Here is a 24,998-nt window from a genome sequence, read left to right on the forward strand (position 1 = left end):
CGTGTTAAATAAAGTGTGCTAAGATAGAAATTAATGATTCCAGGGAACAAGGAGGGATTAAATGTCTCAAACAGAAGACCGCCAAGCTTGGATAGAACAACGTAAGAGCGACAATTATATTTTTGCTGATGTCATCCAACAGGCTGATGATCGCTATTTAATCAATGGCCAAGCTTTTCAAGTGGTTAAGGATGCTGAAGCGGGCATCGATAAGCAGGAGTTAGCTAACCGCTATATGGATATTTTGGATAGCTATGACTATGTGGTGGGCGATTGGAGCTTCCAACAATTGCGTTTGAAGGGTTTTTATGAAGATAAATTACCCCACACCAGTATTGACCAGCAAATTTCTTTTTTAGATGATTATTTGTATGAATATTGTAGTTTTGGTTGCGATTATTTTGTTTTAAAGCACCTGCGTAGTGAAGAAGAAATCAATGAACGTAACCGCCAATTGAAGAGTAAACGGAATAATCAAAATTCTAAGCGCAAGAAGAGAAGGAACAGTCGTCATAATAACCAAGGAAATAATCATAAAAAAGCTTCTAAAAAACAAACGAAGACAGTGGGTAAACGCTTCTCGGTGAAAAAGAAAAATTCCAGTCGTAAAGCCAATGCTGTTAAAGTAACTGATAAAAAAACGTTTAAAATAAGGAAAAAGTGATGAGAAAAGCTAAGAAGATAAAAGGCTTATTGATTGATTTGGATGGAACGGTTTATCGTGGGAAAAGTTCTATTAAGGGAGCTAAAGCATTTATTGAAAAACTCATTACTAGTCAAATGCCCTTTTTATTTTTAACCAATAATTCCATGAGGTCCCACCAAGAAGTCCAAGCTTTCCTAGAAAAAGAACATCATATCTTGGTTGATCCAGAAAGGGTTTATAGTAGTGTAGATGCCTTAGTTTATGCTCTGGAAGACGCTTACCACCAGGTCGATCACCAACAGGCCGCTTATATTATTGGTAGTGAAATTCTTAAAAAGAGTGTCAGTGACTTAGGCTTTGAACTAAGAACAAATATTGATCAGCAGATTGACCTAGTAGTCGTAGGCTTGAATCAAAGTGTTTTTTATGATCAGCTCGCTCAAGCAGCTATTGCAGTCCAAAGAGGGGCGGATTTTTACTTAACTAACCCGGATATACAATTTCCAGATGAACGAGGATTTGTGCCCGGTGCTGGCTCACTAGGTCGTATGATCAGTGAGGTAAGTCGGACGCGTCCGATGGTTTGTGGCAAACCAGAAAAATTGATTATGTCCGGTGCCTTAGCTAAGCTAGGTCTTCAAGCCGATGAAGTGGCCATGCTGGGTGATAACTTAACCACCGATATTTTAGCGGCAAATCGTATGGATATGCCGGCGATATTAATTGAGACCGGTGTCCATCATAAAGAAGACTTAGAAGATTTTTCTGCTAAGCCAGATTATATCGTTAAAGATTATGAGGAATTAGGAAAATTATGGCAAGAAATATCCGATTTTACTTAGGACTTAGCAGCCTGGTGCTTTTTATATTGTGTGGAGCGATTACCTTCACGATTTGGTTTACCCCACTCTATTATCTGAGTGCATATCTTGAAGATGTCAATCAAGTCGTTGATTTATCATGGTTGGAGATTTTCCAGGACTACCATCGTATTATTGCTTACCTCAATTTCCCGTGGATTGAACACTTGTCCTTACAGCATTTTCCGATGAGTCCAAAAGGGATCTTTCATTTTTATGAAGTAAAGCGGCTATTTCAAATCCTATATATCTTATTATTAATCAGTGGTCTGTTATCCGCTCGCTTCCTAAAAAAAGTAAAAACTAACCAGGCTTACTTCTATTTATATCGACCCATGAAGGGGTTAATGGTCTTACCTCTTTTATTAATACCGCTCTTTCTTATATTTTTTGACCAGGTTTTTGTTCTATTCCACCAAGTTTTATTCAATAATGATGCTTGGCTCTTTGATCCCAAGCTTGACCCAGTGATTGAAATCTTGCCAGAGACATTCTTTTTGGCTTGCTTTATTTTAGTGGTGGTTCTGGTTGAAGGAGCCTTTTATTATTTTTATCGTTTAGGAAAAACTAGTCTCGAAAAGTAGGCTGGTTTTTATTTTTCCTTTAAATATTAAATAGGCTTTTTTTCTAGTCTTTGCTATACTTATTGGTAAGAAAAATCATGAAACAATCATAGAGTTTATATAGGAAGGCGTGTTGAAAATGACTCGTGTGTGGAATTTCTCTGCCGGACCGGCAACTTTACCCTTGGAAGTATTGGAAAATGTTCAGGAGAACTTAGTTGATTATCATGGTCAAGGCTTATCCGTTTTGGAAATGAGTCACCGATCAGACTCTTTTCAAGAGATCATTGAAGGAGCAGAAGCTTTAATTCGCGAATTATTAGCTGTCCCTTCCAATTATCAAGTGTTATTTATGCAAGGTGGTGCAACCTTGCAATTTTCAGCACTTCCATTAAACTTATTAAAAAACGGTAAAGCGGCTTACCTTATTGGTGGTAGCTGGGGTGAGAAGGCCTATAAAGAAGCTAAAAAATTAACCGGTAAGGCTACTATTCTAGCCTCTTCTAAAGACGATCAATACCAAAAATTACCCGTCTTAACCGATTTTAATTCCAGTGACTATGATTACATTCATATCACCAGTAACAATACTATTGAGGGAACCCAATTCCGAACTTATCCTGATCCGAAAAGCTCAAACTTAGTCGCTGATATGTCATCGGACTTCCTTAGCCACCCCGTGGATGTTTCTCAATTTGCTTTGATTTATGCGGGGGCGCAAAAGAATGTTGGACCAGCTGGTGTCAGTGTAGTGATTATCCGTGATGATTTATTAGAGGATAATGGTCAAGTAATTCCAACTTATTTAGATTATAAAACCCATGCCAGCAAGCATTCCTTATACAACACCCCACCAACCTTCGCTATTTATGTGATGCGTTTAGTTCTGGAATGGATTAAAAATCAGGGGGGCTTAGCCGCTATTGACCAAATCAATCAAAGAAAAGCCGCTAAACTCTACCAAGCCATTGATCAATCAGAAATCTTTGTTAACCCGGTTCTTCCATCAGATCGCTCACTCATGAATATTCCTTTTACCAGTCAAGATGCTGATATCGACCAAGAATTTATCCAAGCAGCCAAGGAGAAGGGATTTATTAATTTGAAAGGTCATCGTTCTGTAGGTGGGATGCGCGCAAGCATCTATAATGCCTTCCCTGAAGCGGGTGTGGATGCCTTAGTCCAATTCATGAAGGATTTTGAAAGTGAGGTTAAACATGAAAAAAATTAATACTTTAGATAACATCGCTGAAACCGGGCTTAATTATTTACGTAAGCAAGGCTACTTAATTAATAATGACCAAGAGCCGGACGCTCTTATTTTACGCAGTAGCGATATTCATAACTACAACTTTTCGTCTCAACTAAAAGCAATCGGGCGTTCAGGTGTGGGGGTAAATAATATTCCTGTTGATGAATGTAGTGAAAAGGGGATTGTTGTCTTTAATGCACCGGGGGCCAATGCCAACTCGGTTAAGGAACTGGTTATTGCTATGATGATTAATCTCTCTCGCAATGTCTTTCAAGCAGAGCATTGGATCAACCGCTTAGATGGGGAAGATGTCCACAAGCAAGTTGAAGCCGGAAAGAAGATGTTCCGTGGTCAAGAGCTAATGGGCAAGACCTTAGGAGTTATTGGCCTAGGTAATGTCGGCGCTCGGGTCGCTAATGCGGGAATTGAACTAGGTATGGATGTCATTGGCTATGATAACTATATTTCAGTGAAAAATGCTTGGCAAATTAACCAAAAAGTGTCTTATTGTGATGATGTGAAAGATATTTTCCAACAATCCGACTACATTACCATCCACACCCCCTATACCGAAGAAACCCACCATTTAATTGGCTTTGAAAACCTCTCTCTGGTTAAAACAGGAACGATTATTCTTAACTATTCACGTCAAGAAACCGTTGATCCCCAAGCCATGCTTACCTTCTTAGAAAATGGCATGGTGAAATACTTTGCTAGTGATTTCTATTTTGAAGAATTGGCAGGTAGGGAGGACTTTATTATGACTCCTCACTTAGGAGCAAGCACCGAACAATCTGAAGAAAAGTGTGCCTTGATGGTGGCCCAAGAAGTAAATCAGTACCTGGAAAGTGGCGAAATCAAAAATTCTGTCAACTTCCCCAATGTGGAAATGACCTTCAATGCGCCATTACGTCTGTCCATTATTAATGAAAACATTCCTAATATGGTGGCTGGGATATCTCGTTACCTAGCAGATGAAGATATTAACATCGAAAAAATTATCAATAAGAGTCGAGGAAATTATGCTTACACCTTAGTCGATGTGAGTGGGGATGATCTTTTAAGCAAAGTCAATACCTTTATGGAAGATGTTAGAAGTGTTAAAGGGATTAAAAAGATTCGTATGATTCAAAATCCTCATAATAAATAATGACTAGCTGTCCTGATGAGACGAAATGGTTTTTTCCTTGAGTCCCTATGATTATTATGTTACTATTGCTAAGAAACCTAGTAGAAGAGACGAGGGAAACTTTTGAAAAATATATTACTTATTTCAATAATTGTAATTAGTATTTTATTGATATTAGCAGTGATTATTTCCCCAGCCAAAACAAGTTCCAGTGCCAATATCACAGGCGCAATGGACCAAGGAATGAATGGAAAAAAGGCCCGCGGTTTTGACGCGGCCATGGATCGCATTATTAGCGTTCTAGGATTTGCCTTTATGATAATTGCTGTCGTGTTAGCAAAATTATCTTCCTAGTTTTAGGAAAGTGCTGGGCTTATCCCAGCTTTTTTTATAGAAAAATGTCAATCTTAGAAAGATCAGGGACCTCTATGCAAAAGCAAGAATCATTTTATTTTACCGGCGATAATGAAGTAGCTGTCCTCTTATTTCATGCTTATACAGGAACCACAGCTGATGTAAGAATGACAGGGCGGGCTTTGAATCGTGAAGGCTATACTGTCTATTGTCATAATTTAACCGGTCATGGCACTGGACGCGTAGAAGATATTTTAGCAGCAGATCCAAGTGATTGGATCGAGGATGCTCGCCAAGCTTTAGCCTTTATCAAAAGCCAAGGCTATGACAAGCTAGCGGTCTTTGGTTTGTCTTTGGGTGGTTCTATTGCCACCAAGTTATTTATTGAAGAAGAGAGTCAATTTATAGCAGCTGGCTCTTTCTGTACGCCTATTATGACTACAAACATTGAAGATACGAATGTAGGAAAGGCTTTTATGGCCATGGCTAGAAATGTCAAAGAAAAGGAAGGCTTTAGTGGAGAGGCTCTGGAAGCGGAATTAAAGGACATTGAAGCGGACCTCTCTCTTTCCCTAGAGAAGATCAATCGTTTTAACAATTCCATGCATAGCCAACTAGGGACAATCACTAAACCTTACTTCATCGCCGAAGCCGGTCAAGATGAACTTGTCGGTGATAATAGTGGTCGTCTGTTGAAAGAAGCTATGCCTAATGCTCAGGTGACCTTAGCCCATTTTGAAGATAGTGGCCATGTGATTACCGTTGGCAAAGCCCATCAAGCATTTGAACAAGCACTAATCGAATTTCTCAACCAGGTGGTGTAAAACATATATGAATATAGACCAAGTCAGTCAGCAATTGGTCGCTGCAGTAAAAAAAGAAGCGACCCCCTTAACGATACAAGAATGGAGTCAGAGGTTTAATTGCAATAGCAGTGATGACTATCCTGAATTTATAAAATTAGTTGCCCACTTACAGAGAAATGGTGACATCGAAATTCTTGATAACGGGGGCTTAGTTTCTAAAAATTCAGACAAACGTTATCAGGGAAGTTTTTCTTTAAATCAAAAAGGCTTTGGTTTTGTTTCCATTGAGGGATTTGATGACGATATTTTCATCCCCCGTGGTGAAACTGGTGGTGCAATGAATGGCGACCAAGTGGCGGTTCAATTGACTAAACGTAACCGGGGAGAACAAAAAGATGAAGGCACGATTACAGAGGTACTAGAAAGAGCTTTGAATCGAGTGACCGGTGAATTTGTTCCTTATAATGATAAGCTAAAAGCCGAATCCGGTTATATTGGTGGGATAAGGATTCAAAATAAAGGCGAAGAAATGATGACTTGCTTTGTCTTGAGTGATGGACTACACCCAGTAGAGGGTGAAATTGTCATCGCAGAAATTGCAGAATATCCTTCTCTCGACCAGCCCTTACAAATGACTGGCCGTGTCATCCAAACCATTGGTCATAAGGATGCTCCTGGGGTCGATATTCTCGCTATCTTAAATATGTTTGATATTCCTCATGAATTTCCTGAGGAGGTTCTTGATGAAGCGGAGGAAGTCCCTGAGCAAATTGACCCAGGGGAGGCTCAAAAACGTGATGATTATCGTTCCTTACTTACGATTACCATCGATGGGGCTGATGCTAAAGACTTGGACGATGCGATTTCCTTAAGAAAACTTGGCAATGGCCATCTGGAGTTAGGTGTTCATATTGCCGATGTTTCCTATTATGTTACCGCAGGGAGCGCTATTGATAAGGAAGCCTGGAAACGTGGGACCAGCGTATATTTAACTGATCGCGTGGTTCCTATGCTACCTCAACGCTTATCCAACGGGATTTGTTCCTTACAGGCTAACCAGAACCGTTTAACCATGTCATGCTTGATGGAAATTGATCCTAAATCAGCTAAGGTTATAAATTATCATATTGGGCCAAGCATCATCCAATCGGACTATCGGATGGTTTATGATGACGTTAATAAATTATTAGAGGGTAAAGATAAACAATTAAGTGAAAAATACGCTGAACTTTTACCTATGCTTAATGACATGGCTGCACTTCACCAGTCTTTAAGCGATAAACGCCATCACAGAGGGGCGATTGATTTTGATACGCCTGAAGCTGAAATCATTGTTGATAAAGAAGGCCGTCCCCTTGATATTGTGGTTAGGGAACGTGGAACAGCTGAACGGATTATTGAATCTTTCATGCTAGCTGCTAATGAAACCGTGGCTCATGAATTTACTAAGCGCCACCTGCCTTTCATTTATCGTATCCACGAATCGCCTGATGATGAGCGGATGAAGACCTTTATTGAATTTGCTCAAACGTTAGGGGTTCATGTGAAGAAAACAGACGGCAAAGTAAGTCCTAAAGATTTGCAAAATACCCTGGAAGAAGCAGCTGGTGAAAGTTATGCTCCCGTTGTCCAAGTCATGGCTTTACGGAGTATGCAACAGGCTAAGTATGACCTCCAGCCAATTGGTCACTACGGCCTAGCTGCCAAGGACTATACCCATTTTACTTCACCAATTCGTCGTTATCCTGACCTCTTAGCCCATCGCCTCATCCGTTATTATCTCACCCAAAAGCCCAATCCTGCCAAAAAGGATGAGGTCAGTCAAAGCATTGAAGTTACTGCCGACCAAGCTTCAAAAACAGAGCGGCGTAGTGTGGATGCCGAAAGAGAAACCGAGAGCCTTAAGAAAACTGAATTTATGCTTGATAAAGTTGGCGAAGAATTTGATGGTATTATTTCTTCAGTGACCAAGTTTGGTATCTTCGTACAACTCGCTAATACGGTTGAAGGATTGGTCCATATCTCTAACTTGGATGATGATTATTATAACTATGTGGATAAACATATGATCTTAGTTGGGGAGCATACGGGGAATATTTATCGTATAGGAGACCCAGTGCGGGTGAAATTGGTCAAGGCTGATACAGACTCTAGACAGATTGATTTTGAGATTATCAATCCAGAGAAAAAGACTAAGAAAACTAATTCCCAGCCTAAGAAAGCCGATCATAAAGGGAAAAATATTCAAGGACACAAGAAGCATTCTAAAAAAGCTAAAAAGAATAAACATAAGAAAAAGCATAAGAAGCAGAAAAACAAGAAGAATTTTGTTATTCGAAAGGCTAAATGATAACAAAAGGGGAGAAACTGTGTGACAAAGAAGAAGCAAGACAATGTGGTAGCGACAAATCGCAAAGCGAATCATGATTATATCATTGAAGATACTATTGAAGCTGGTCTTGTCTTAACTGGAACAGAAATTAAATCGATTCGTAAGGGGAAGGTAAACTTAAAGGATTCCTTTGCCCGGGTAGAAAATGGTCAGGTATGGGTCTATGGGATGCATGTGAGTCCCTTTGAACAAGGCAACCGTTTTAACCCGGATCCTATGCGGCCAAGAAAATTATTATTAAAGAAACGTGAAATCAATCGCCTAGCTAAGCATGTTAGCCAAGAAGGTTATGCGATTATCCCACTACGGATGTATATTAAAAGAGGCTTTGCTAAATTACTCATCGGCATTGGTAAAGGAAAGAAAAAATACGATAAGCGCCAAGCCTTAAAAGAAAAAGATATGAAGCGTGATATTAAACGGGCAATGAAAGAAAAATATTAAAAGGTTATTTCTTGTGTTATAAAAGAACAAGGATTCATAAAAAGGACTATGACCTGTAAGAGTTCCCCAAAAGTTAGACTAAATGTCAAACTTTTGAGACTTACTAGGGGTCGTAGTCCTTTTAATTATTTAAAAGGGGCGTTAGGTCGGAAGAAACATGATATAGAAAATCAGCTATTTGGCTACTGTGAGTGATTAATTGTTTTCTTTATTATCTTGGCTATGTTCTTTCCGATATTGACTCGGTGAGATGCCGTTTAGTCTTTTAAACATTTTTGAGAAGTATGAAGCTGAGCCAAAGCCTACTAATTTACCGACATGACTGATACTAAAATTGGTGGACTTCAGTAGCTGCTTGGTTTTATCTATTCTTACTTTAATTAGATAATCGATCGGAGACGCGGAAAAGGCCTCTGAAAATAGACGAATCATATAGTATTTATTCATACTGATTAAATTACTGAGATGGTCCAAGCTAATATCCTTGGTATAATAATTATCAATATACTTCTTCAGCCAGTGAATTTTTTCCTCATTGGTAAATTCACTTTTTAAGGCGAATAAATTTTTTGCTGGAAATATATTCGAGTAAATAACATTTGGATCAGCATTTGTAAGATGGTTTCTTTTTCGTCCTCTGCAAGCTCACCTTTTTTATCTTCGTAGTCAATTAATTGTAAATAATTTTCAATCCCTTTATGAGTGTCTTGACAACAAGCAATGTTTTCATGCGATAGTTTAAAACTTTGATTACGGCCGACTAGACTGATGATCGATAATTCATACCATTTTTCTAAAGCTTCCGCATCGATATCTTGGGCTTTTAAATGGGCTCTGTTGTTAATAATACAATAGCTGTTATTATCCATAATATAATTTTTATCATCAGAATTTATAGTTAGAAAGCCTTCTTTGCAGTAAATAATGATTAATTCATTAGGTCTTTGATCGCTAAAGAGGAGTGACGATTCTAATTGCTTATCCTTCCTGCGGTCAAAGTAGCCTATACTTTTAAAATGAAGTTCAAGTTGAAGAAGACGGTTTCTAACGAGTTGTTCACGTTCCATAGGAAATCTTCCTCTTTCTAGACTTAAGAATAGAAATATCTTTTTATATCTAAATAAATTATATCAGAAAAGTTTTAGTAAACGTTTTATAATTTGATATGTTTCGCTAAAATGGGCATTTTTTGTTATGATAGTTTCAGGTTTATCAGTATGAATGCGAGGTTGAAAGAAATGAGTAAAGGTGTAACAATTTATTTTATGCGTCATGGCCAAACCTACCTCAACCACTATCATCGGATCCAAGGTTGGGCGGATGCGCCTTTAACAGAGAAGGGTAAACGCGATGCCCAAAGGAGCGCCATTGGTTTACGTGATGTCAATTTCTCGGCTGTCTATACCAGTGATTTGCAACGGACTGTAGCCACAGCGGAGATTATTTTAAAATATAATTACCATGCTGGTTCCAACCTTCCAATTAATAAACGTAAAGCCTTTCGGGAACAGTTCTTTGGGAGCTTTGAAGGGCTAGAAGTTGAACGGATCTGGGGAAAAGTCTCTGACTATATCGAGAATGAAAAGCAGGACTTGTTAACTACAAATGACCGCGTGAAGGTAGAAATGGATACTTTCCATGAGTTAGATCCCACCCATGATGCCGAGGATTTTATGACATTCTGGCTACGGGTTGAATTAGGCTTGATCGATGTGATTACAGCTCATCGTGAAACTGATCAAAATATTCTGATTGTGAGTCATGGCATGACGATTCGCAATATGATCCATGAATTAATCCCGGAATTTTCTCTAGGTGAACCCTTAGATAATGCTAGTGTATCTATTGTTAGGTATCAAGATGGTTTTTACCATTTGGAAGCCTATAATCAAACCGATCATTTTGCTTTAGAGGAAAAAATTGATGATGTGAATAAGGATCGGGAAAGAAAAGAATAAGTCTCAGCAAGAACTTTGACAAATTACGGGGATCAAGTTAACTATAAGAAAAATGAAGTCGAAGTTTTGAATGAAGCGTAAATCTTGACTTTTCGGTAAGATGTTTGTTATATTAGAAAAGTATCCCTTTGGGGGTGTTTTTTTGGATTCGACAGGCATCAGACCGGGGTACAGCTACATTTCGGAGGTTACGTCTCCGTCACAAACGTTAACTTAAATTTAATTGACAAAAACGAAAGTCAATCTTTAGCATTCGCTGCCTAGCAGCATGCTAAGATCTGCCTAGTATCGCCCATGTATTAGTTACAGGTCTCATTGAAGTGGGATACGTCTTGCGCTTCCGCCTGGAGCAATAGAAAGAGAATAATCAGGTACGCAAGCTAGCAGGTTTGTTTATTGACCTCTAGTGCGCTTAATCAACAATAAACTATGAGTGTAAAAGCTGTATTAGCGGGGTGTCTGGACAGGGGTTCGACTCCCCTCACCTCCATAATAGTAAGCATAAGCGGTCGTTAGTGGCCGCTTTTTTGATTTAATCGCTTTTTAGATGTTGTTATTTACTTCTAATTTTATTCAAAATCATCTCACTGTTTAACTTACTTTGAACCAAATATACCTTATTCCCATTCAAGCTTGCACGAAACCAAGCAATTTTAACTTTTTGCTTTCATATGAAATATTTTTACTTTTTGTGTTGACATCAGCGAGTGTCCTTGCTACAATACTTGTGATTTAGAGCGAGACTCTATACTTTAATTCTGTCCAGAGAGGCACGAAAAGTGATGATAAGAATACCTATAAGTGTGCATACTTATAGCTAATTATGATGACTTTAAAGGCCTAGACAGAATTGTCTAGGTCTTTTTTCGTTAAAGAGGTGAAAAAATGGAAACATTATATGTGGCGTTGGATTTTAAAACAGAAGCGGAAACCTTTGATTTTCTAAAATTATTTGAAGGCCGACAAATCGGGGTCAAGGTAGGTATGTCGCAATTTTACATGTCAGGGCCAAGTATCATTGAGCGCTTATGTGATATGGGACATGAAGTCTTTCTTGATTTGAAGTGCCATGATATTCCTAATACGGTTTACCTAGCCATGTTACAGCTTAGTCAATTACCGATTGAACTCGTGACCATTCATGCCATGGGTGGTAAAGAAATGATGCGAGCTGCGGTTAAAGGGGTTCAAGAAGGCAAACATCAACCAAAAGTTCTTGCAATCACCCAACTGACCTCAACTAATCAAGAAATGTTAAATAATCAATTACAAATTCCTGGCACTGTCGCTGAATCGGTGGAACATTTGACCCGCTTAGCATTAGACAGTGGCGTGGATGGCCTAGTTTCTTCGGTGCAAGAAAGTAAAATGATTAAGGAAGTTTCCAAAGGGCAATTACTTAGTTTAACACCAGGGATTCGTTTGAATAAGAATGCTCACGATGACCAAGAAAGAATTGCTAGTCCAGAAGAAGCCCGAGCCAACGGTGCTGATTACATTGTAGTGGGCCGTCCGATTATTCAAGCTGACGATCCAGTGAGAGCCTATGAAGAAATGAAAGAACATTGGGAGGGTAAATAGATGAGTCAAAATATTAAACGCGAAGTTGCCGAAGCATTATTAGATCATGAAGCCGTGATTATCCGTAATGAGGATTGGTTTACCTGGGCCAGTGGGATTAAGAGCCCAATTTACTGTGATAATCGTCAATTAATGAGTTATCCCAAGGCCCGTAAGTTGGTGGCTCAAGCCCTAGCTAACTTGATCAAAGAAAAATATCCTAATGTGACCTGTATTGCTGGAACCGCGACAGCCGGGATTCCTCATGCTGCTTGGGTGAGTGAAATTTTAGACTTGCCTATGGTGTATGTTCGCTCTAAGGCTAAAGACCATGGGAGACAATCGCAAATTGAAGGTCACCTAGAGGCTGACGACCAAGTGGTATTGATTGATGACCTCATTTCAACAGGTGGTAGCGTCTTGGAAGCTTGTCAACCCGTTGCTAAAGAGTGTTCAGTGATTGGCGTCGCTGCAATTTTCACCTATGAGTTGGATCGGGCCAAGAAAAACTTCCAAGCTGCTGATATTCCTCTAGCCGTACTGAGCGATTTTCATAGTTTATTAGAAGTAGCCAAAGAAAAACATGACTTTAGCCAAGCAGACATGGATAATATCTTGGATTGGCACCGTCAACTGAACCAGTCTTCCAATAAGTAAAAGTGACTGCTAACAGTCAAAAAAGTTAAATAATAAATACCTGTGAGTATTTGTTTAAGGAGTGTAAAAATGGAAAATAAGAAAAAAGCTGTTATTTCAAGTATCATTGCCTCAGGTACCGATGACCTCAACGTAATGTTTCTATCCTTTTCAATGGCAAGCATTATTAGTGAGTTTTCACTATCAGGTGCCCAAGCGGGAGCTATCGCTACCATAACTAACTTGGGGATGTTATTAGGTGGATTAATTTTTGGATATCTGGGTGACCGTTACCATAAGCTAAACATCTTAAAGATAACCCTGCTTATCTTTTCTTTAGCCTCAGGAGCAATTGCTTTTGCGCCTTCGATCACTATGCTTTATATCTTACGTTTCATTGCCGGTATTGGTGTCGGTGGTGAGTACGGAATCGCGTTAGGAATCATGGCTCAAATTGTCCCCGTTCATAAAATGGGACGGATTTCTGCTTTAAATGGGGTAGCTGGCCAAGTCGGATCGATTACTTCAGCTGCTCTAGCGGGATTATTCTTGAGTCACCTAGGTTGGCGCGGATTGTTCTTATTTGGTCTCGCTCCTTTACTCCTTGTATTATATATGCAAGTAGCTATTAAAGATGAAAAAGAATTTTACCCGGTAAAAAATGATTCAGCTCTCGATAAAAGTGAAAAAATTAATTTTGCTGTTTTATTTAAAGACTTGCGGACCAGTTACCAAACCATTGCCCTTATGTTAATGTGTACGGTTCAAATTGCTGGCTACTTTGGCATGATGAATTGGTTGCCAACCATTATGCAAGAACAAGCCGGCCTCAGTGTGCAAGGTTCTTCATTATGGATGATTAGTACCATTTTGGGCATGTCCTTAGGGATGGTTGTCTTTGGCCGACTATTTGACCAATTTGGCCCTCGGCTAATGTTTGGTGCTTTCTTACTTGCATCAGCGTTTGGTGTCTACTTGTTTAGCCAAATTACCTCACCGCTTGGAATGCTATTTGGCGGAGCCATGATGGGATTCTTTGTCAATGGGATGTTCCCGGGATATGGAGCAACGGTTTCTTACCTATACCCTAAGTCCGTCCAAAGTATGGCCAATAATTTAATCTTAAACGTTGGACGAGCAGTAGGTGGATTTTCTTCAATGATTATTGGGATCATTATGGAACATGGTAATGTGACCATGGTTATGCTCTTCCTATCATGTCTTTATATCTTCTCTTTTGTGGTCATGTTAACCATTCCTGGGATCAAGCAAAAATCTTTTAAAAAGGTTTATGCCCAATAATTAGGAGTTATTCATGGAAAGCCTATAGCTTATTAAAGGCTTACCAAGTCAATGATAAATAACCAAACCATATTGAGATCGGTGTGGCTAAGACAAAGGCTGTGATTTTCACAGCTTTTTTTGTTTTTTCACTAATTCTTATGCGCGTCAATAATAAAAAGAATATATAAAAGGTGCTGATAAACTCTAATGTTCATCAGCACCTAATAAAGTGAAAATTATATTTTCTTATTTAGCCGTTAAGATCGACAACCTTGCCTTCATCTAAATAGATAATGCGTTCGCAGAGGTTGGTTACGTAGTCACCCATGCGTTCTAGATTAGAAATCATGGAAATATATGAAGCACCAGTTACTACTAAGCTGTTATCCTTCTTCATATCTGACACGACTTGTGGGATTAGTTTATCAAAGTAGTGGTCAACTTTGGCGTCCATTTCTGCTGCCGCCTTAGCTTGTTGGTCATTACGGGTAACAAAGGCGTTAACAGCTAGCTCGGCCATTTCAATGACTGTATCAGTCATTATTTCTAGGTCAGATTCAATATTTTCTAAACGGGGTTCATCTGCGATCCGTAGAGCTCCTTTTGCAATAGAGACGGCATGGTCACCCATTCTTTCAAGGTCAGCGCTGGCCTTAATGATGGAAATAATAAAGCGTAATTCATCGCCGATAGGGCTTTGTAGGGAAATTAGTCGGAAACATTCCTTATCAATGGCCACTTCATAAGCATTAATCTTTTCGTCATTTTTAATCACTTTTTCCGCGGCTTCATTATCATGGTTGAGAAGCGCATCAACAGCTTCTTCAATAGCTTTAGTAGTATCGATTCCCATACGTGTAAATTGACCATCTAAGGTCTTTAATTCTTCGACAAAGGCCTTTCTTAGTTGTGTCTTTTTCATTAAAAACTCACTCCCCGATATCTTATATAGAAATAGTATTTTACCATAATCCACTCATAAAGTAAAAGGAAGCCCTTACAATATTATTGATTACTGGAATACTCATTTTCGTATCTCTATTTTAACATGAATGTTCTGAATAATTATTGTTTAAAAGTGATAGCTTTTTAATAAAAGTTAAAAATTATTTCTGATATTGGCCTTATTGCTATAATATATTATTTGTTGACTTTTAGCTTATATATTGCTAATCTTTCAATAAATTTAATGAGTAGACTGACAATTTGATCACTAAAAGCAGTTTTTAGGGTAAAATAGTTAGTATCATGAAAAATATCTAGGAGGCAAAATATGAAACTGACGCAACACATGCAAGTGGTTAATAATGAATTAAACATTGCCGATATTCCTGTTTCTCGTCTGAAGGAAGAGTACGGAACTCCGCTTTATATTTATGATCAACAGGGGATTAAAGATCAAGCGAAAACATTTATCAATGGCTTCCATTCTAAAAAGTTTACTACTCATATTATCTATGCCTCCAAGGCCTTTTTAAACCTTTATATCGCTCAACTAATCAATGAACAGGGCTGTTATCTTGATGCCGTTAGTGGTGGGGAAATTTACACCCTTTTGGCAGCTGGTGTTCCAGGTGAAAAAATATATTTCCATGGCAATAATAAAACAGAGTCAGAGATCATTCTAGCTCTTGAGCAAGGGATTGGAACATTTGTTATTGATAGCCAGACTGATTTTTATAAAGTAGAGAAAATTGCTATATCGCTTAATAAACAGGCTAAGGTCCTTTTGAGAATTAATCCAGGGATTGAAGCAAGCACCCATAAATATATCCAAACAAGCCGCGATGATTCTAAATTTGGTATGAGTAGCCATGATGAGGATACGGTGGCTTTGGTTAAAGAGATGGTTAAGAGCGGTTGGCTCGACTTTGCCGGCTTCCATTGCCATATCGGCTCACAAATATTAGAAGAAAGATTCTTCTTTGAAGAAGCCGATTTAATGTTGGGATTCTGTCGGCAAATGGAAGAAGAAACCGGCTGCCAGGTAAGAGAGATTAACCTGGGCGGCGGTTTTGGTGTGTACTATAGCCAAGCAGATCGTCCTTTTGATTATGAGAAATTTTTACAAAGCTACATTCAGGTCATTGAAGCAGCAATTGATCAATATGGCTTAGAGCATGTCGATACCGTAAGCATTGAGCCGGGACGGGCTTTAATTAATGATTTCGGGACAGCTCTTTATAGCGTTGGGGGTGTCAAACATACCCTGGCTGGTAAACCCTTTGTCTTTGTCGATGGTGGGATGTCAGACAATATTCGCCCAGCCCTGTATCAAGCCAAATATGAAGCGGCCTTAGCTAATCGGATGAATGATGAGGTCGAAGGGGAGTACCGCGTGGCAGGAAAATTGTGTGAAACTGGTGACCAGTTGGTTCAAGATGCTCCCTTGCCAGAGGCTCGGATCGGGGACCTCTTGGTGATTCCTCGAGTAGGGGCTTATACTTATACAATGAGTTCGAATTATAATCGTCTGGGACGTCCAGCCCTGGTCTTTGTCGAGGATGGGCAATCTTATTTGGCTGTCAAACGAGAAAGCTACCAAGATTTGCTCAGAAACGACTATAATTATAAGAATAAAGAAGATTAGTTTTATTAGAATTTAAAGGAGGAAACAAAAATGATAAAAGTTGGTATTGTTGGCTATGGTAATTTAGGTAAAGGCGTGGAAATTGCAGTTAATGCAGCGGAAGATATGGAATTGCTAGGAATTTTTACTAGACGCCAGCCTGAGCAATTAGATACAAAGAGCCCGGCCTATCAAATTGATGACATTCTTGACTTTAAAGACAAAATTGATGTCCTAATTTTATGTGGTGGTTCCCAATCTGATATTCCTGTTCAAGCTCCTCGTCTAGCGGAAAACTTTAATACCGTGGATGCCTACGATAACCACGATAAGATTCCAGAATACTTCGATCAAATGGATCAACTTGCTAAAGAAAATAACCATGTCTCTGTGATTGCTACGGGTTGGGATCCAGGTCTGTTCTCACTTAACCGCTTATTAGCTGAAACAATCTTACCGCAAGGGCAAAGCTATACTTTTTGGGGCAGAGGGGTTAGCCAAGGCCATTCTGATGCAGTACGCCGGGTAGATGGCGTCAAGGCAGCTATTCAATATACCGTGCCTAATCAAGCCATGCTAGAGGCAGCAAAGGCTGGTGACCCTATTGATTACCAACAAGCGACTGCCCATAGTCGTGAAGTCTATGCGGTCTTAGAAGAGGGCGCTGATCCAGACCAAGTTGCCAAAGCGATCAAGACCATGCCAGATTACTTCGCCCCCTATGACCAAGTCGATGTGCATTTTATTTCTCAAGAAGAATTAGATCAAAACCATCAAGGAATTCCTCATGGGGGCGAAGTGGTGCGCCAAGGTCAAACCAGCGCTGACCACCACGCAGTTTATAATTTTGCTCTGCAATTAGGCAGCAACCCTGAGTTCACCGGTGCAGTAAATACTTGCTATGCGCGAGCTGCTTACCGTTTAGCTAAGGAAGAACAATTTGGGGCTAAAACAGTCTTTGATATTGCCCCCGCTTATCTTTCTGCAAAATCTGGTGCACAACTCCGCCACGAATTGCTCTAGCCTTGAGCATAAAGAAAGCATTTACATCATATGTTTGATATAAATGCCTATAAATCGCTCTATGACAAGCTTTAGCTTTGAAAGTTATAGAAAAGTTATAGAGCGGTTTTAGTTTTCCATAAAAGCAGCAAATTTGTCAGCGGACTCTTTACGACTATCTTTAGTAACGTGGGTATAAATATTCATGGTTGTGGTGATGTTTGAGTGACCAAGGCGTTCTTTTACGTCTTTCATAGGTACACCAGCTTCAAAGAGCAAGGAACAGTGAGTATGTCTAAAGCCGTGGACATTAATAAATCGGAGATCATATTTTTTGCAAAACTTCCGAAAAAACTGATCAGTTGCAGTAGGGTAGAGATGTTTATTCTTTGTAGAAGAAGTAAACACAACTTGATTGTTCTTCTCTACTGGGATCCCTAACTTTAAAAAATATTCAGCTTGTTCCAATTTCCATTTCCTAAGACATTTCAGTGTTATCGCATCTAAAGAAATTGTTCTTATGCTGCCTTTAGTCTTAGGGGTAGACAAAAAGGGGCCTTGTTTTCCTGTTGATAAGTTTTTGCTGACAGATAATACCTGGTTACTAAAAGATATATCTTCCCAGGTTAAGGCTAGCGCTTCGCCACGCCTTAAACCGGTGTAGGCTAGTAATCTAAAAAATACGTACCATTTATAAGGGGCGTTAGCTTCTAAAGATCTCAATACCTTATTTAATTCTTCTTTACTATAGAACCTTATTTTTTTATCATTAGTAAATTTGACATTAGGCAGATCAGCAAATTTGCAAGGGTTTTCTTTCAGCCATCGTTTCTTGTAAACAGCCCATTCCAATATTCTATTTAAATAGACGTAGATACGCTGATAGTTTTTGTATTGGATATTCCATGTATCAGCTGCTGTCTCAATATCAGATGGAGTAATATTTTTAATTTTCTGATCGCTGAAAACTGGTAAAATATGATTCTTAAAGATAGATTTTATTTGATACAAAGTACTGGGCTTCACACTAAGTGAGTACCTTTCTAACCAAGCCTCATAAAGTTCGTTAAAAGTATAATCTTTTACTTTAAACTTATATTCACCAGCTTCAAATTTAACTCTTTCCTGATTAAGGTATTTGACCGCTTGGGCCTCCGTTTTAAAGCCTTTTTTATAACAATTAACTTGCTTCCCGGTTTGTATGTCCGTACCTAGATAGGCTTTACAGCCCCAACGGTCTTCTCCTTTTTTAGTTTTATATTTGTAAGTAGTCATTTTTAATTCCTCCTGAATTGCCAGCCAGCACATTTAGAGGATATTGCCTTACCACCACCTTTTGGGTATAATAAAAAGAGGCGCAAAGCTATGTCTTTGCCGTTTATGTCCTAGCCCCACTCCGATCCGCCAAGATTAGGGAGTGGGGCTTTTTTGTTGTGTGAATACAAAAAAGGCATCTGATATACAGATGCCCACAGTAGGACTGGCTTACGCCATCCTAAGAATATATCCAATAGTGCATGCTTTTCGGCACCACTAATGTTCATCTGTATTGTATCATTATTTGTCTAATTTCCAAATAGCTTTATTACCGACACTAAATAGTGGCTGCCATTCTAATTCAATGTCTTTACCGTCTACACCATAGTAAACAGTACTATCAACAGTTCTACCAGCTGACACTGAGCCAAAGCCAACATCACCATCTGTACCGCCTAAAGGATAAGTTTTTGCCTTTTTACCATCTACATATAATTGGGTATCAGCACCAAAGGCATAGTCTTTGTTTTGCCCGTTTTCTAGGGTATAGCTAATTTTAATAACTCGTTCAGGATTAGTTTCTGCGAATTGATTTCGTTGGTCAGTAAATTCAACGCTATTTACTGTAAATTTAATGCCGTCAATTTCAGCTGTTTCGCCAACAGATAATTTTTTATCTTTCTTTTCTTCTTTTTTATCTTTTGATTTCTCAGCAGATTGACTAGTAGCGTCTGATGAAGATTGACTAGATTTATCATTGCCACCCATAATGCTACCGATAACAAGCAGCACTACAAGGACTAAAACAGCAATTCCAACCCACTTCAAGCATCCGCCACGCTTCACTTCATTTCCGTTTTCGTCATACAATTTTTTTCACCATATTCTTTTCCTCCTATGGTATAATTTATTTGTTCACAACCAGCGCCCTGAAAAGGGCGCTTTTTTACATTATCACGGTTCCTATCATCTTTACTTCATTAAAATCTTTAAAGATCAAATCGTCATATTTAGTATTTAGTGATACTAACCTCAACTGATCTTCTTCTAAATAAGCTTTCTTAACATAAGCTTCACCATCTACAAAAAACACACCTATTTGACCACTTCTTAAGTCATCTGTCTTCTTAACAAATATATACTCATCATCTTCAAACAGTGGTTCCATCGAGTCCCCATTAACTTGTAGCATCATGTCAAAGTCACAAGGTGGCAGGATAGAGTTTGGAACAGATACTGTTTCTATTGTTTCATCACCCAACCATTCACCAGTACCAGCAGATACAGCGCCATAACAAGGTTGGTCTGTATAGTCGGATAATTGGTAGATATTTGATTCTTCTTTAACTGAATTTTGTTCACTCAATTTTCTTTTTGCAAAAGAATAAACTGTAGATTGGTTTTCTAAATTGAGCTGATTGTATATGTCTAAAATGGTATTCTCTTCCCGTTGATTGTCTGGAATTCTTTCCTTATCAACTTCATATCCCATTAACCAGGGTTCACTTACATTAAAAGCTTTAGATAATAAATAAATTCTATCTTGATCAGGAGATTGCACATCATTGACATATTGGGATAAAGTACTTTTTCCCATTTTTATACCCAAGCTTTTCTGAAAAGGCTCAGTTTTTTTCAAAATATCCACTTGTTTTAAGCCTAACTCAGACATGAGTTCTTTTAGTCGAGTCCCAGTAGAAACTTTCATTATTTTTCCTCCTTACTTTTATTAACATTATTATATAAGTACTTGAACAAAAACTCAATAAAAAGTTCATAAAAAATGAACATTTTTTATTGACAAGTTTATCGGTTTTGATAATATAGTGTCATAAAGTTCATGAAACGTGAACAAAGGAGGTGATTTTATGACTTATGATTATTCTAAATTAAGTGGAAAGATTGTTGAAAAATATGGTACACAATATAAATTCGCAACAGCCATGGGCTTTTCTGATCGTACAATGTCTTTAAAATTAAATAACAGAGTAGGATGGAAAAATTATGAAATTGAACAAGCAATTGATTTGCTAGGATTATCAGTTGAAGATATACCTGAATATTTTTTTAGAAAAGAAGTTCATGTTTCGTGAATTAATAAATTAAAAAAGGAGCCCTAAAAATGAACGTAAATGAAGAATATCAATACATGGAAGCTAAAGAAATCTTACAAGCAATTGAGGAGGCTGAAACCTGGGATATGGTTGATGTAGAGGTTTATGAAGATCTTTGTGACCGGGTAGGCCTTGACTATGATGCCTTTGATGATCCTGATGAGCTGTTTGAAGCACTTGCAGAAAGAATTGAGTAATAAAAAGTAGGTGAAGCCAATGACGGCTACAATAGCCGAAGATCTTATAGAGATCAAAGGTTTACTTGAAAAGCTAGTCACTAGCCAACAGAGATATTTGAGGCCGCAAGATGTGAGAGATGAGTTTTTTATAGGTGAAAGGACATTAAAGACCTGGGAAGCTCACGGCCTTAAGAAAATTGAGTTGCCAACTCAAAGTAAAAGTAGATTTTATTACGACAGAAAAGACATAGAGCAATTTATGGAATCAAATAAATATTAAAAATGCCAGCCAGCATTAAAGGAGAGATAACCATGATTCAATTTTTAGTAGCCGTTTTAATCGTATCTGTAGCAATCAACGGTTTTAGTTTAGGGGTCTTTACCGCCTATGATAGCAAGCTACATGGAGAAGAGCGCCAACGTGAAGACGAAAGACTTTACTAAGATTCTATGGGTAAGGCAGCAGATTAAGCGGTCTTTACTCTTATTTATCAAGACAGGCGACATTGAACACTATCAAGACATGGAACGAGTGATTGATTATGTACGTAGTAGCGAAAATCAAGATCAGAAATGGTCAAGAAGTAAGCAGATTGTATTTTGATGAAAAAGACGAAGCCCTAGAATTTATTTGCTGCAATAACAGCTATGCAAAGCGACTGGGCTATAAGTACCAGCTGTTGAAGGGAGGAAGGAAGAAATGAATTTATCGCAGATTAAAGCCATTCAGGCTATTGGGGATAAACTGACGGCTGAGGAGATCGCAGAGGCGTTTAGCGCTACAGAGGACAAACTAGAAGTATCTGAGCAAGCAGAGGAACCTGAAAAAGTAGAAGTTGAGCCAGTTATTGAGCAGACACAGGAAAAAGCAGAAGATGCCTGGAAGTCAATTAATAATGGTGTGGTTTTTGAGCCAGACCCAGAAAAAATGCTAGTTGATGAAGATCATAGGAGTATTTTTGTGCCACCAATTAATTCTAAAAGTGATCAACTTAAACCATATGAAATTAAAGAGGACAGACAAGGAAAGCCGTGGACAGCGGGAGAAAACAATATGCTTGAAGAGCTAGTAAAAGAAGACTTTGATTTTGAATATATCGCAGAAAAAATGAAAAGATCGTGCAATGCAATACGCACACAAGCGTCCCTGCTGGGTTTTATGGGTCTAAAACAAAAGCAAACAACGTGGATAAAAGCAGAAGAAGATTCATTAATTTCTCTTTCAAATAAAGGGTTATCTTGCTCAGAAATTGCTGAGGAAATGGGAAGAACATATGATTCAATATCCAACAAAGCACGGAGCTTGGGGCTAAAGCTGACGGGCAAAAAAAATAAGAGGTGGTGGAGTGATGATGAACTTCTTGAAATTAAAAATATGCTGAAACGATATGGAACACCACAAGCAGCGTTTAATAACCGAAAATGGGCCGATAATTTTTCAAAAAGAAGCGGGCGGTCGCTTTCAGCTATCAAGCAAAGATTGGAAATAGTTTATAAGGAAAAGCCGACTAGCGGCAACTAGTCGACAAAAATAAAAAGTTTACACCTGGAGTATATCACATTAAAGGAGATTGAAAAATGATTAAAACATTAACACAGACCACAGAATATTATTGCAGTACGGAAGAAGAAGCTAATCAGGTCATTGAAGAACGCAAAAAGGAGCTAAGCAAGGTTATTGGCGATAGACGGCTTGGAGAGCTAGTTAAGCAGACTATTGAGGCCAAAACCTCATCCGACTATGAATATACTAAGCTAACGCTCAAAGAAGAATACAACTTGCCACTTGATCTGGCCAAGAATGACCCTAAAGACGATGTGCATCCGGACAATGTAGAGCTGTTTCCAATCGAGGGTGAGGCCAATGTATAATGCAGTAACTTATGACAGTTGTGGGCGGCCAATGGAGCCAAAGAGCCTAAAGCATGAAGTTATTGCCCATGACTTTAAAGGCAATCCAATCTATTTAGATGGTACTGATATTTACTGGGACTTTGATGGGGACTATGTCAGGTCTGATGGCAAAGATCTCTATCAATACCTTGGCCAGGATAAAGAAGCTTTTTATGACCTGATCTTTAATGCCCTGGCTGAGCAATACAGCCTATTGCCACCAGTAGACATATACCGGGAGTTAGTGGGTGATAGCTATGCCTGAATACTACTTAGCTAAAGACCATGCAGACTGGCTGGAGATACGTAAAAAAGGACTAGGCGGGTCAGATATTGGCACCGCCTTAGGTTTTAACCCTTTTAAGACACCATACCAGCTATGGCTTGAAAAGACTGGCCAAGTGGAACCAGAAGATATTTCCCAAAAAGTGGCCATACAGATTGGTAATGAGCTAGAAGACCTAGTGGCCAGGATGTTTACCCAAGAGACCGGGCTAGAAGTACAGCGGGACAATAAGACCCATGTGCACAAAGAATACCCATTCTTACTGGCCAACATTGACCGCAAAATTATTGGCCAAGAAGCCTTGCTAGAGTGTAAGACGACAGGGGCACATAATGCCGGCCAATGGGCAGGGGATAATGTGCCAGCCTCTTACTTATTGCAGGTACAGCACTATTTAAATGTCCTGGACTATGACACGGCCTATATAGCAGTAATCATTGGCAATAATGATTTTCAATGGAAAGAGATCAAGCGGGACAATGACCTGATTCAAGCTTATCAAGAAAAGGCTATCAGCTTTTGGCAAGACAATGTATTGGCTATGAAAGCCCCTGAAATTGATGGCAGTGCTTCAACCAGTAGGGCCTTGAGTGCCATGTATACCAGCATTGAGCCTAATGTTGAGCCAATGCCTAAGGATAAAGTGGCCATGGTACAAGATCTGATCTTTACCAAGGATGTCATTAAGCAGTACGAGGAAAAGCGGCGGAAAATTGAAAACGAGTTAAAGGCCTACATGGGGGCTAACAACGTCCAAGAGCTTACCAATCCTGATATGACAGTAACCTGGAAGCCCCGGACCGCAAGACGACTGGACACTAACCGCTTGAAGCAGGAGCATCCGGAGATCTACAAGGCTTACCTTACCGAAACCACTACAAACTACATGACAGCAAAGGAGTTAACTAAAGATGGCGACTAATGACACAATCAAACAACAATTATCGACTCAAAAGACAAGCCAGGCCCCAGCTAAGAATACCGTGGGGACGTTACTTAAAAGCCCAGCTATTCAAAATAAATTCCAAGAGCTGTTAAAGACAAAAAGCGCTAACTTTACTTCAAGCTTGCTTACCTTGGTCAATAATGACAGCTACCTAAGTGACTGTGAGCCAATGAGCATTATAGCTTCATCCATGCAAGCAGCTCAATTGGATTTACCCATTGAGAAGAACTTTGGCTTTGCTTATATTGTCCCTTTCCGGGATAAGAACACCAGAACGAAAAAAGCCCAATTTGTCTTAGGGTACAAGGGTTATATTCAGCTAGCTCAAAGAAGTGGGCAGTATAAGAAAATTAATGTTGTCCCAATTTGTCAGGGAGAGTTAAAGACTTGGAACAAAGTGACAGAGGAATTTGAATATAACTTAGACGGCAAACAGTCAGACGAAGTTATTGGCTATGTGGGCTACTTTAAGCTACTCAACGGCTTTGAAAAGACAGTTTACTGGAGCAAGGAAGATGTAGAAGCCCACAGGATTGCTAATAACAAGGCCAGAGACAAAAAAGCTTTATCCGGTGTATGGGCATCTAACTATGATGCCATGGCTATGAAGACCGTTCTAAGAAACTTGCTATCTAAATGGGGTATCTTGTCCATTGAAATGCAAAAAGCAGTTGTAGCTGATGAGAGTGATCCGGAAGAACAAGCATTAGATCTTGCCCCGGCTGAACGCAAAGAAGTCGAAAAGGTGGAGACACCACAGGCCGCAGAAAAAGCCCCTGAAACTATGGGTGAGTGGCTAGAGAAGAACCCAGAAAAGCCTGAGCAGGAAAGCCTGGACATTTTGGGGACATATAAGAAATAGGTGATG

General features: G+C 39.1%; 31 protein-coding genes and 1 other RNA gene. 26 read left to right on the top strand and 6 right to left on the bottom strand.

Annotated features, from left to right (window positions below; genetic code table 11):
- The first annotated feature begins 61 nt into the window (after nucleotides 1-61).
- From DBT50_RS03630 to smpB, 9 genes are all read left to right on the top strand, one after another.
- A complete protein-coding gene (locus DBT50_RS03630; protein ID WP_064293520.1) occupies nucleotides 62-664 on the top strand; it encodes a YutD family protein in 603 nt (200 codons plus the stop codon).
- Nucleotides 664-1,488, top strand: coding sequence for an HAD-IIA family hydrolase (locus tag DBT50_RS03635; RefSeq protein ID WP_111852584.1), 825 nt, complete (start codon nucleotides 664-666; stop codon nucleotides 1,486-1,488). The genes DBT50_RS03630 and DBT50_RS03635 overlap by 1 nt, the downstream gene beginning before the upstream one ends.
- Complete coding sequence (locus DBT50_RS03640; RefSeq protein WP_111852585.1) at nucleotides 1,461-2,090, top strand: TIGR01906 family membrane protein; 630 nt, start codon at nucleotides 1,461-1,463, stop codon at nucleotides 2,088-2,090. Before DBT50_RS03635 ends, DBT50_RS03640 begins: the two co-directional genes overlap by 28 nt.
- A gap of 118 nt (nucleotides 2,091-2,208) precedes the next feature.
- A complete protein-coding gene (serC, locus tag DBT50_RS03645) occupies nucleotides 2,209-3,300 on the top strand; it encodes a 3-phosphoserine/phosphohydroxythreonine transaminase (RefSeq protein ID WP_111852586.1) in 1,092 nt (363 codons plus the stop codon).
- Complete coding sequence (locus DBT50_RS03650) at nucleotides 3,287-4,471, top strand: 3-phosphoglycerate dehydrogenase family protein (RefSeq protein WP_111852587.1); 1,185 nt, start codon at nucleotides 3,287-3,289, stop codon at nucleotides 4,469-4,471. The genes serC and DBT50_RS03650 overlap by 14 nt, the downstream gene beginning before the upstream one ends.
- Before the next feature lie 102 nt (nucleotides 4,472-4,573).
- Nucleotides 4,574-4,804, top strand: a complete 231-nt coding sequence (gene secG / locus DBT50_RS03655) for a preprotein translocase subunit SecG (protein WP_013669309.1) — start codon at nucleotides 4,574-4,576, stop codon at nucleotides 4,802-4,804.
- Between the two features lie 74 nt (nucleotides 4,805-4,878).
- Nucleotides 4,879-5,628: an alpha/beta hydrolase gene (locus DBT50_RS03660; protein ID WP_181566096.1), complete on the top strand. Its 750-nt coding sequence runs from the start codon at nucleotides 4,879-4,881 to the stop codon at nucleotides 5,626-5,628.
- 7 nt (nucleotides 5,629-5,635) lie between these two features.
- Entirely contained in the window at nucleotides 5,636-7,960 is a 2,325-nt protein-coding gene (gene rnr, locus DBT50_RS03665; RefSeq protein WP_111852589.1) for a ribonuclease R, read from the top strand.
- Nucleotides 7,961-7,981: 21 nt separating this feature from the next.
- Nucleotides 7,982-8,446, top strand: coding sequence for an SsrA-binding protein SmpB (smpB, locus tag DBT50_RS03670; RefSeq protein WP_013669518.1), 465 nt, complete (start codon nucleotides 7,982-7,984; stop codon nucleotides 8,444-8,446).
- 195 nt (nucleotides 8,447-8,641) lie between these two features.
- Here the strand turns inward: smpB and DBT50_RS09630 are convergent, their stop codons facing one another.
- The gene (locus tag DBT50_RS09630) at nucleotides 8,642-8,920 is read right to left on the bottom strand and encodes a helix-turn-helix domain-containing protein (RefSeq protein WP_111852590.1); all 279 of its coding nucleotides are present in this window, start codon (nucleotides 8,918-8,920) and stop codon (nucleotides 8,642-8,644) included.
- Nucleotides 8,921-8,997: 77 nt separating this feature from the next.
- The gene (locus tag DBT50_RS03675) at nucleotides 8,998-9,513 is read right to left on the bottom strand and encodes a hypothetical protein (protein WP_111853294.1); all 516 of its coding nucleotides are present in this window, start codon (nucleotides 9,511-9,513) and stop codon (nucleotides 8,998-9,000) included.
- 171 nt (nucleotides 9,514-9,684) lie between these two features.
- On the opposite strand from DBT50_RS03675, the gene DBT50_RS03680 reads away from it, so the two are divergent.
- The 5 genes from DBT50_RS03680 to DBT50_RS03700 all read left to right on the top strand — a co-directional run bounded on the left by DBT50_RS03680 (nucleotide 9,685) and on the right by DBT50_RS03700 (nucleotide 13,902).
- Nucleotides 9,685-10,404 (top strand): histidine phosphatase family protein, encoded by a 720-nt coding sequence (locus tag DBT50_RS03680; RefSeq protein WP_060778105.1) that lies wholly within the window; start codon nucleotides 9,685-9,687, stop codon nucleotides 10,402-10,404.
- 130 nt (nucleotides 10,405-10,534) lie between these two features.
- Nucleotides 10,535-10,897, top strand: a transfer-messenger RNA (tmRNA) gene (gene ssrA / locus DBT50_RS03685).
- 392 nt (nucleotides 10,898-11,289) lie between these two features.
- A complete protein-coding gene (gene pyrF / locus DBT50_RS03690; protein ID WP_060778107.1) occupies nucleotides 11,290-11,985 on the top strand; it encodes an orotidine-5'-phosphate decarboxylase in 696 nt (231 codons plus the stop codon).
- Nucleotides 11,986-12,621 carry an orotate phosphoribosyltransferase gene (pyrE, locus tag DBT50_RS03695; protein WP_111852592.1) on the top strand — a complete coding sequence of 212 codons (636 nt, stop codon included), beginning with the start codon at nucleotides 11,986-11,988 and terminating at the stop codon, nucleotides 12,619-12,621.
- Between the two features lie 69 nt (nucleotides 12,622-12,690).
- Nucleotides 12,691-13,902 carry an MFS transporter gene (locus tag DBT50_RS03700; RefSeq protein ID WP_111822343.1) on the top strand — a complete coding sequence of 404 codons (1,212 nt, stop codon included), beginning with the start codon at nucleotides 12,691-12,693 and terminating at the stop codon, nucleotides 13,900-13,902.
- Nucleotides 13,903-14,134: 232 nt separating this feature from the next.
- Here DBT50_RS03700 and phoU read toward each other — a convergent pair whose 3' ends face one another.
- A complete protein-coding gene (gene phoU / locus DBT50_RS03705) occupies nucleotides 14,135-14,806 on the bottom strand; it encodes a phosphate signaling complex protein PhoU (RefSeq protein ID WP_013669817.1) in 672 nt (223 codons plus the stop codon).
- 351 nt (nucleotides 14,807-15,157) lie between these two features.
- Between phoU and lysA the strand changes: the two genes are divergently transcribed.
- Nucleotides 15,158-16,474, top strand: a complete 1,317-nt coding sequence (lysA, locus tag DBT50_RS03710; RefSeq protein ID WP_111852593.1) for a diaminopimelate decarboxylase — start codon at nucleotides 15,158-15,160, stop codon at nucleotides 16,472-16,474.
- A gap of 30 nt (nucleotides 16,475-16,504) precedes the next feature.
- Nucleotides 16,505-17,476 (top strand): diaminopimelate dehydrogenase, encoded by a 972-nt coding sequence (locus DBT50_RS03715; RefSeq protein WP_111852594.1) that lies wholly within the window; start codon nucleotides 16,505-16,507, stop codon nucleotides 17,474-17,476.
- A 108-nt stretch (nucleotides 17,477-17,584) separates the two neighbouring features.
- Here DBT50_RS03715 and DBT50_RS03720 read toward each other — a convergent pair whose 3' ends face one another.
- From DBT50_RS03720 to DBT50_RS03730, 3 genes are all read right to left on the bottom strand, one after another.
- Complete coding sequence (locus DBT50_RS03720; RefSeq protein ID WP_181566097.1) at nucleotides 17,585-18,730, bottom strand: tyrosine-type recombinase/integrase; 1,146 nt, start codon at nucleotides 18,728-18,730, stop codon at nucleotides 17,585-17,587.
- Between the two features lie 282 nt (nucleotides 18,731-19,012).
- Entirely contained in the window at nucleotides 19,013-19,582 is a 570-nt protein-coding gene (locus DBT50_RS03725; RefSeq protein WP_111853296.1) for a DUF4352 domain-containing protein, read from the bottom strand.
- 76 nt (nucleotides 19,583-19,658) lie between these two features.
- Complete coding sequence (locus tag DBT50_RS03730) at nucleotides 19,659-20,420, bottom strand: S24 family peptidase (RefSeq protein WP_111853297.1); 762 nt, start codon at nucleotides 20,418-20,420, stop codon at nucleotides 19,659-19,661.
- A 160-nt stretch (nucleotides 20,421-20,580) separates the two neighbouring features.
- Between DBT50_RS03730 and DBT50_RS03735 the strand changes: the two genes are divergently transcribed.
- The 10 genes from DBT50_RS03735 (at nucleotide 20,581) to DBT50_RS03780 (ending at nucleotide 24,992) form a co-directional block, all read left to right on the top strand.
- Complete coding sequence (locus tag DBT50_RS03735; protein ID WP_111853298.1) at nucleotides 20,581-20,805, top strand: DUF739 family protein; 225 nt, start codon at nucleotides 20,581-20,583, stop codon at nucleotides 20,803-20,805.
- A gap of 29 nt (nucleotides 20,806-20,834) precedes the next feature.
- Complete coding sequence (locus tag DBT50_RS03740; RefSeq protein WP_111853299.1) at nucleotides 20,835-21,023, top strand: hypothetical protein; 189 nt, start codon at nucleotides 20,835-20,837, stop codon at nucleotides 21,021-21,023.
- A 19-nt stretch (nucleotides 21,024-21,042) separates the two neighbouring features.
- Complete coding sequence (locus tag DBT50_RS03745) at nucleotides 21,043-21,285, top strand: hypothetical protein (RefSeq protein WP_111853300.1); 243 nt, start codon at nucleotides 21,043-21,045, stop codon at nucleotides 21,283-21,285.
- Between the two features lie 32 nt (nucleotides 21,286-21,317).
- Nucleotides 21,318-21,449 carry a hypothetical protein gene (locus DBT50_RS03750; RefSeq protein WP_258455483.1) on the top strand — a complete coding sequence of 44 codons (132 nt, stop codon included), beginning with the start codon at nucleotides 21,318-21,320 and terminating at the stop codon, nucleotides 21,447-21,449.
- Complete coding sequence (locus DBT50_RS03755) at nucleotides 21,427-21,609, top strand: hypothetical protein (protein WP_146742902.1); 183 nt, start codon at nucleotides 21,427-21,429, stop codon at nucleotides 21,607-21,609. Before DBT50_RS03750 ends, DBT50_RS03755 begins: the two co-directional genes overlap by 23 nt.
- A 96-nt stretch (nucleotides 21,610-21,705) precedes the next feature.
- Nucleotides 21,706-22,527 (top strand): hypothetical protein, encoded by an 822-nt coding sequence (locus tag DBT50_RS03760; RefSeq protein WP_111853301.1) that lies wholly within the window; start codon nucleotides 21,706-21,708, stop codon nucleotides 22,525-22,527.
- Between the two features lie 56 nt (nucleotides 22,528-22,583).
- Nucleotides 22,584-22,877, top strand: a complete 294-nt coding sequence (locus DBT50_RS03765) for a hypothetical protein (RefSeq protein WP_111853302.1) — start codon at nucleotides 22,584-22,586, stop codon at nucleotides 22,875-22,877.
- Nucleotides 22,870-23,163, top strand: a complete 294-nt coding sequence (locus DBT50_RS03770; protein WP_111853303.1) for a hypothetical protein — start codon at nucleotides 22,870-22,872, stop codon at nucleotides 23,161-23,163. Before DBT50_RS03765 ends, DBT50_RS03770 begins: the two co-directional genes overlap by 8 nt.
- Nucleotides 23,156-24,106, top strand: coding sequence for a YqaJ viral recombinase family nuclease (locus DBT50_RS03775; RefSeq protein ID WP_111853304.1), 951 nt, complete (start codon nucleotides 23,156-23,158; stop codon nucleotides 24,104-24,106). The genes DBT50_RS03770 and DBT50_RS03775 overlap by 8 nt, the downstream gene beginning before the upstream one ends.
- Nucleotides 24,096-24,992, top strand: coding sequence for a recombinase RecT (locus DBT50_RS03780; protein WP_111853305.1), 897 nt, complete (start codon nucleotides 24,096-24,098; stop codon nucleotides 24,990-24,992). The genes DBT50_RS03775 and DBT50_RS03780 overlap by 11 nt, the downstream gene beginning before the upstream one ends.
- Nucleotides 24,993-24,998 lie beyond the last annotated feature (6 nt).

This window comes from Aerococcus tenax (genome assembly GCF_003286645.3).
Classification (GTDB): Bacteria; Bacillota; Bacilli; order Lactobacillales; family Aerococcaceae; genus Aerococcus; species Aerococcus tenax.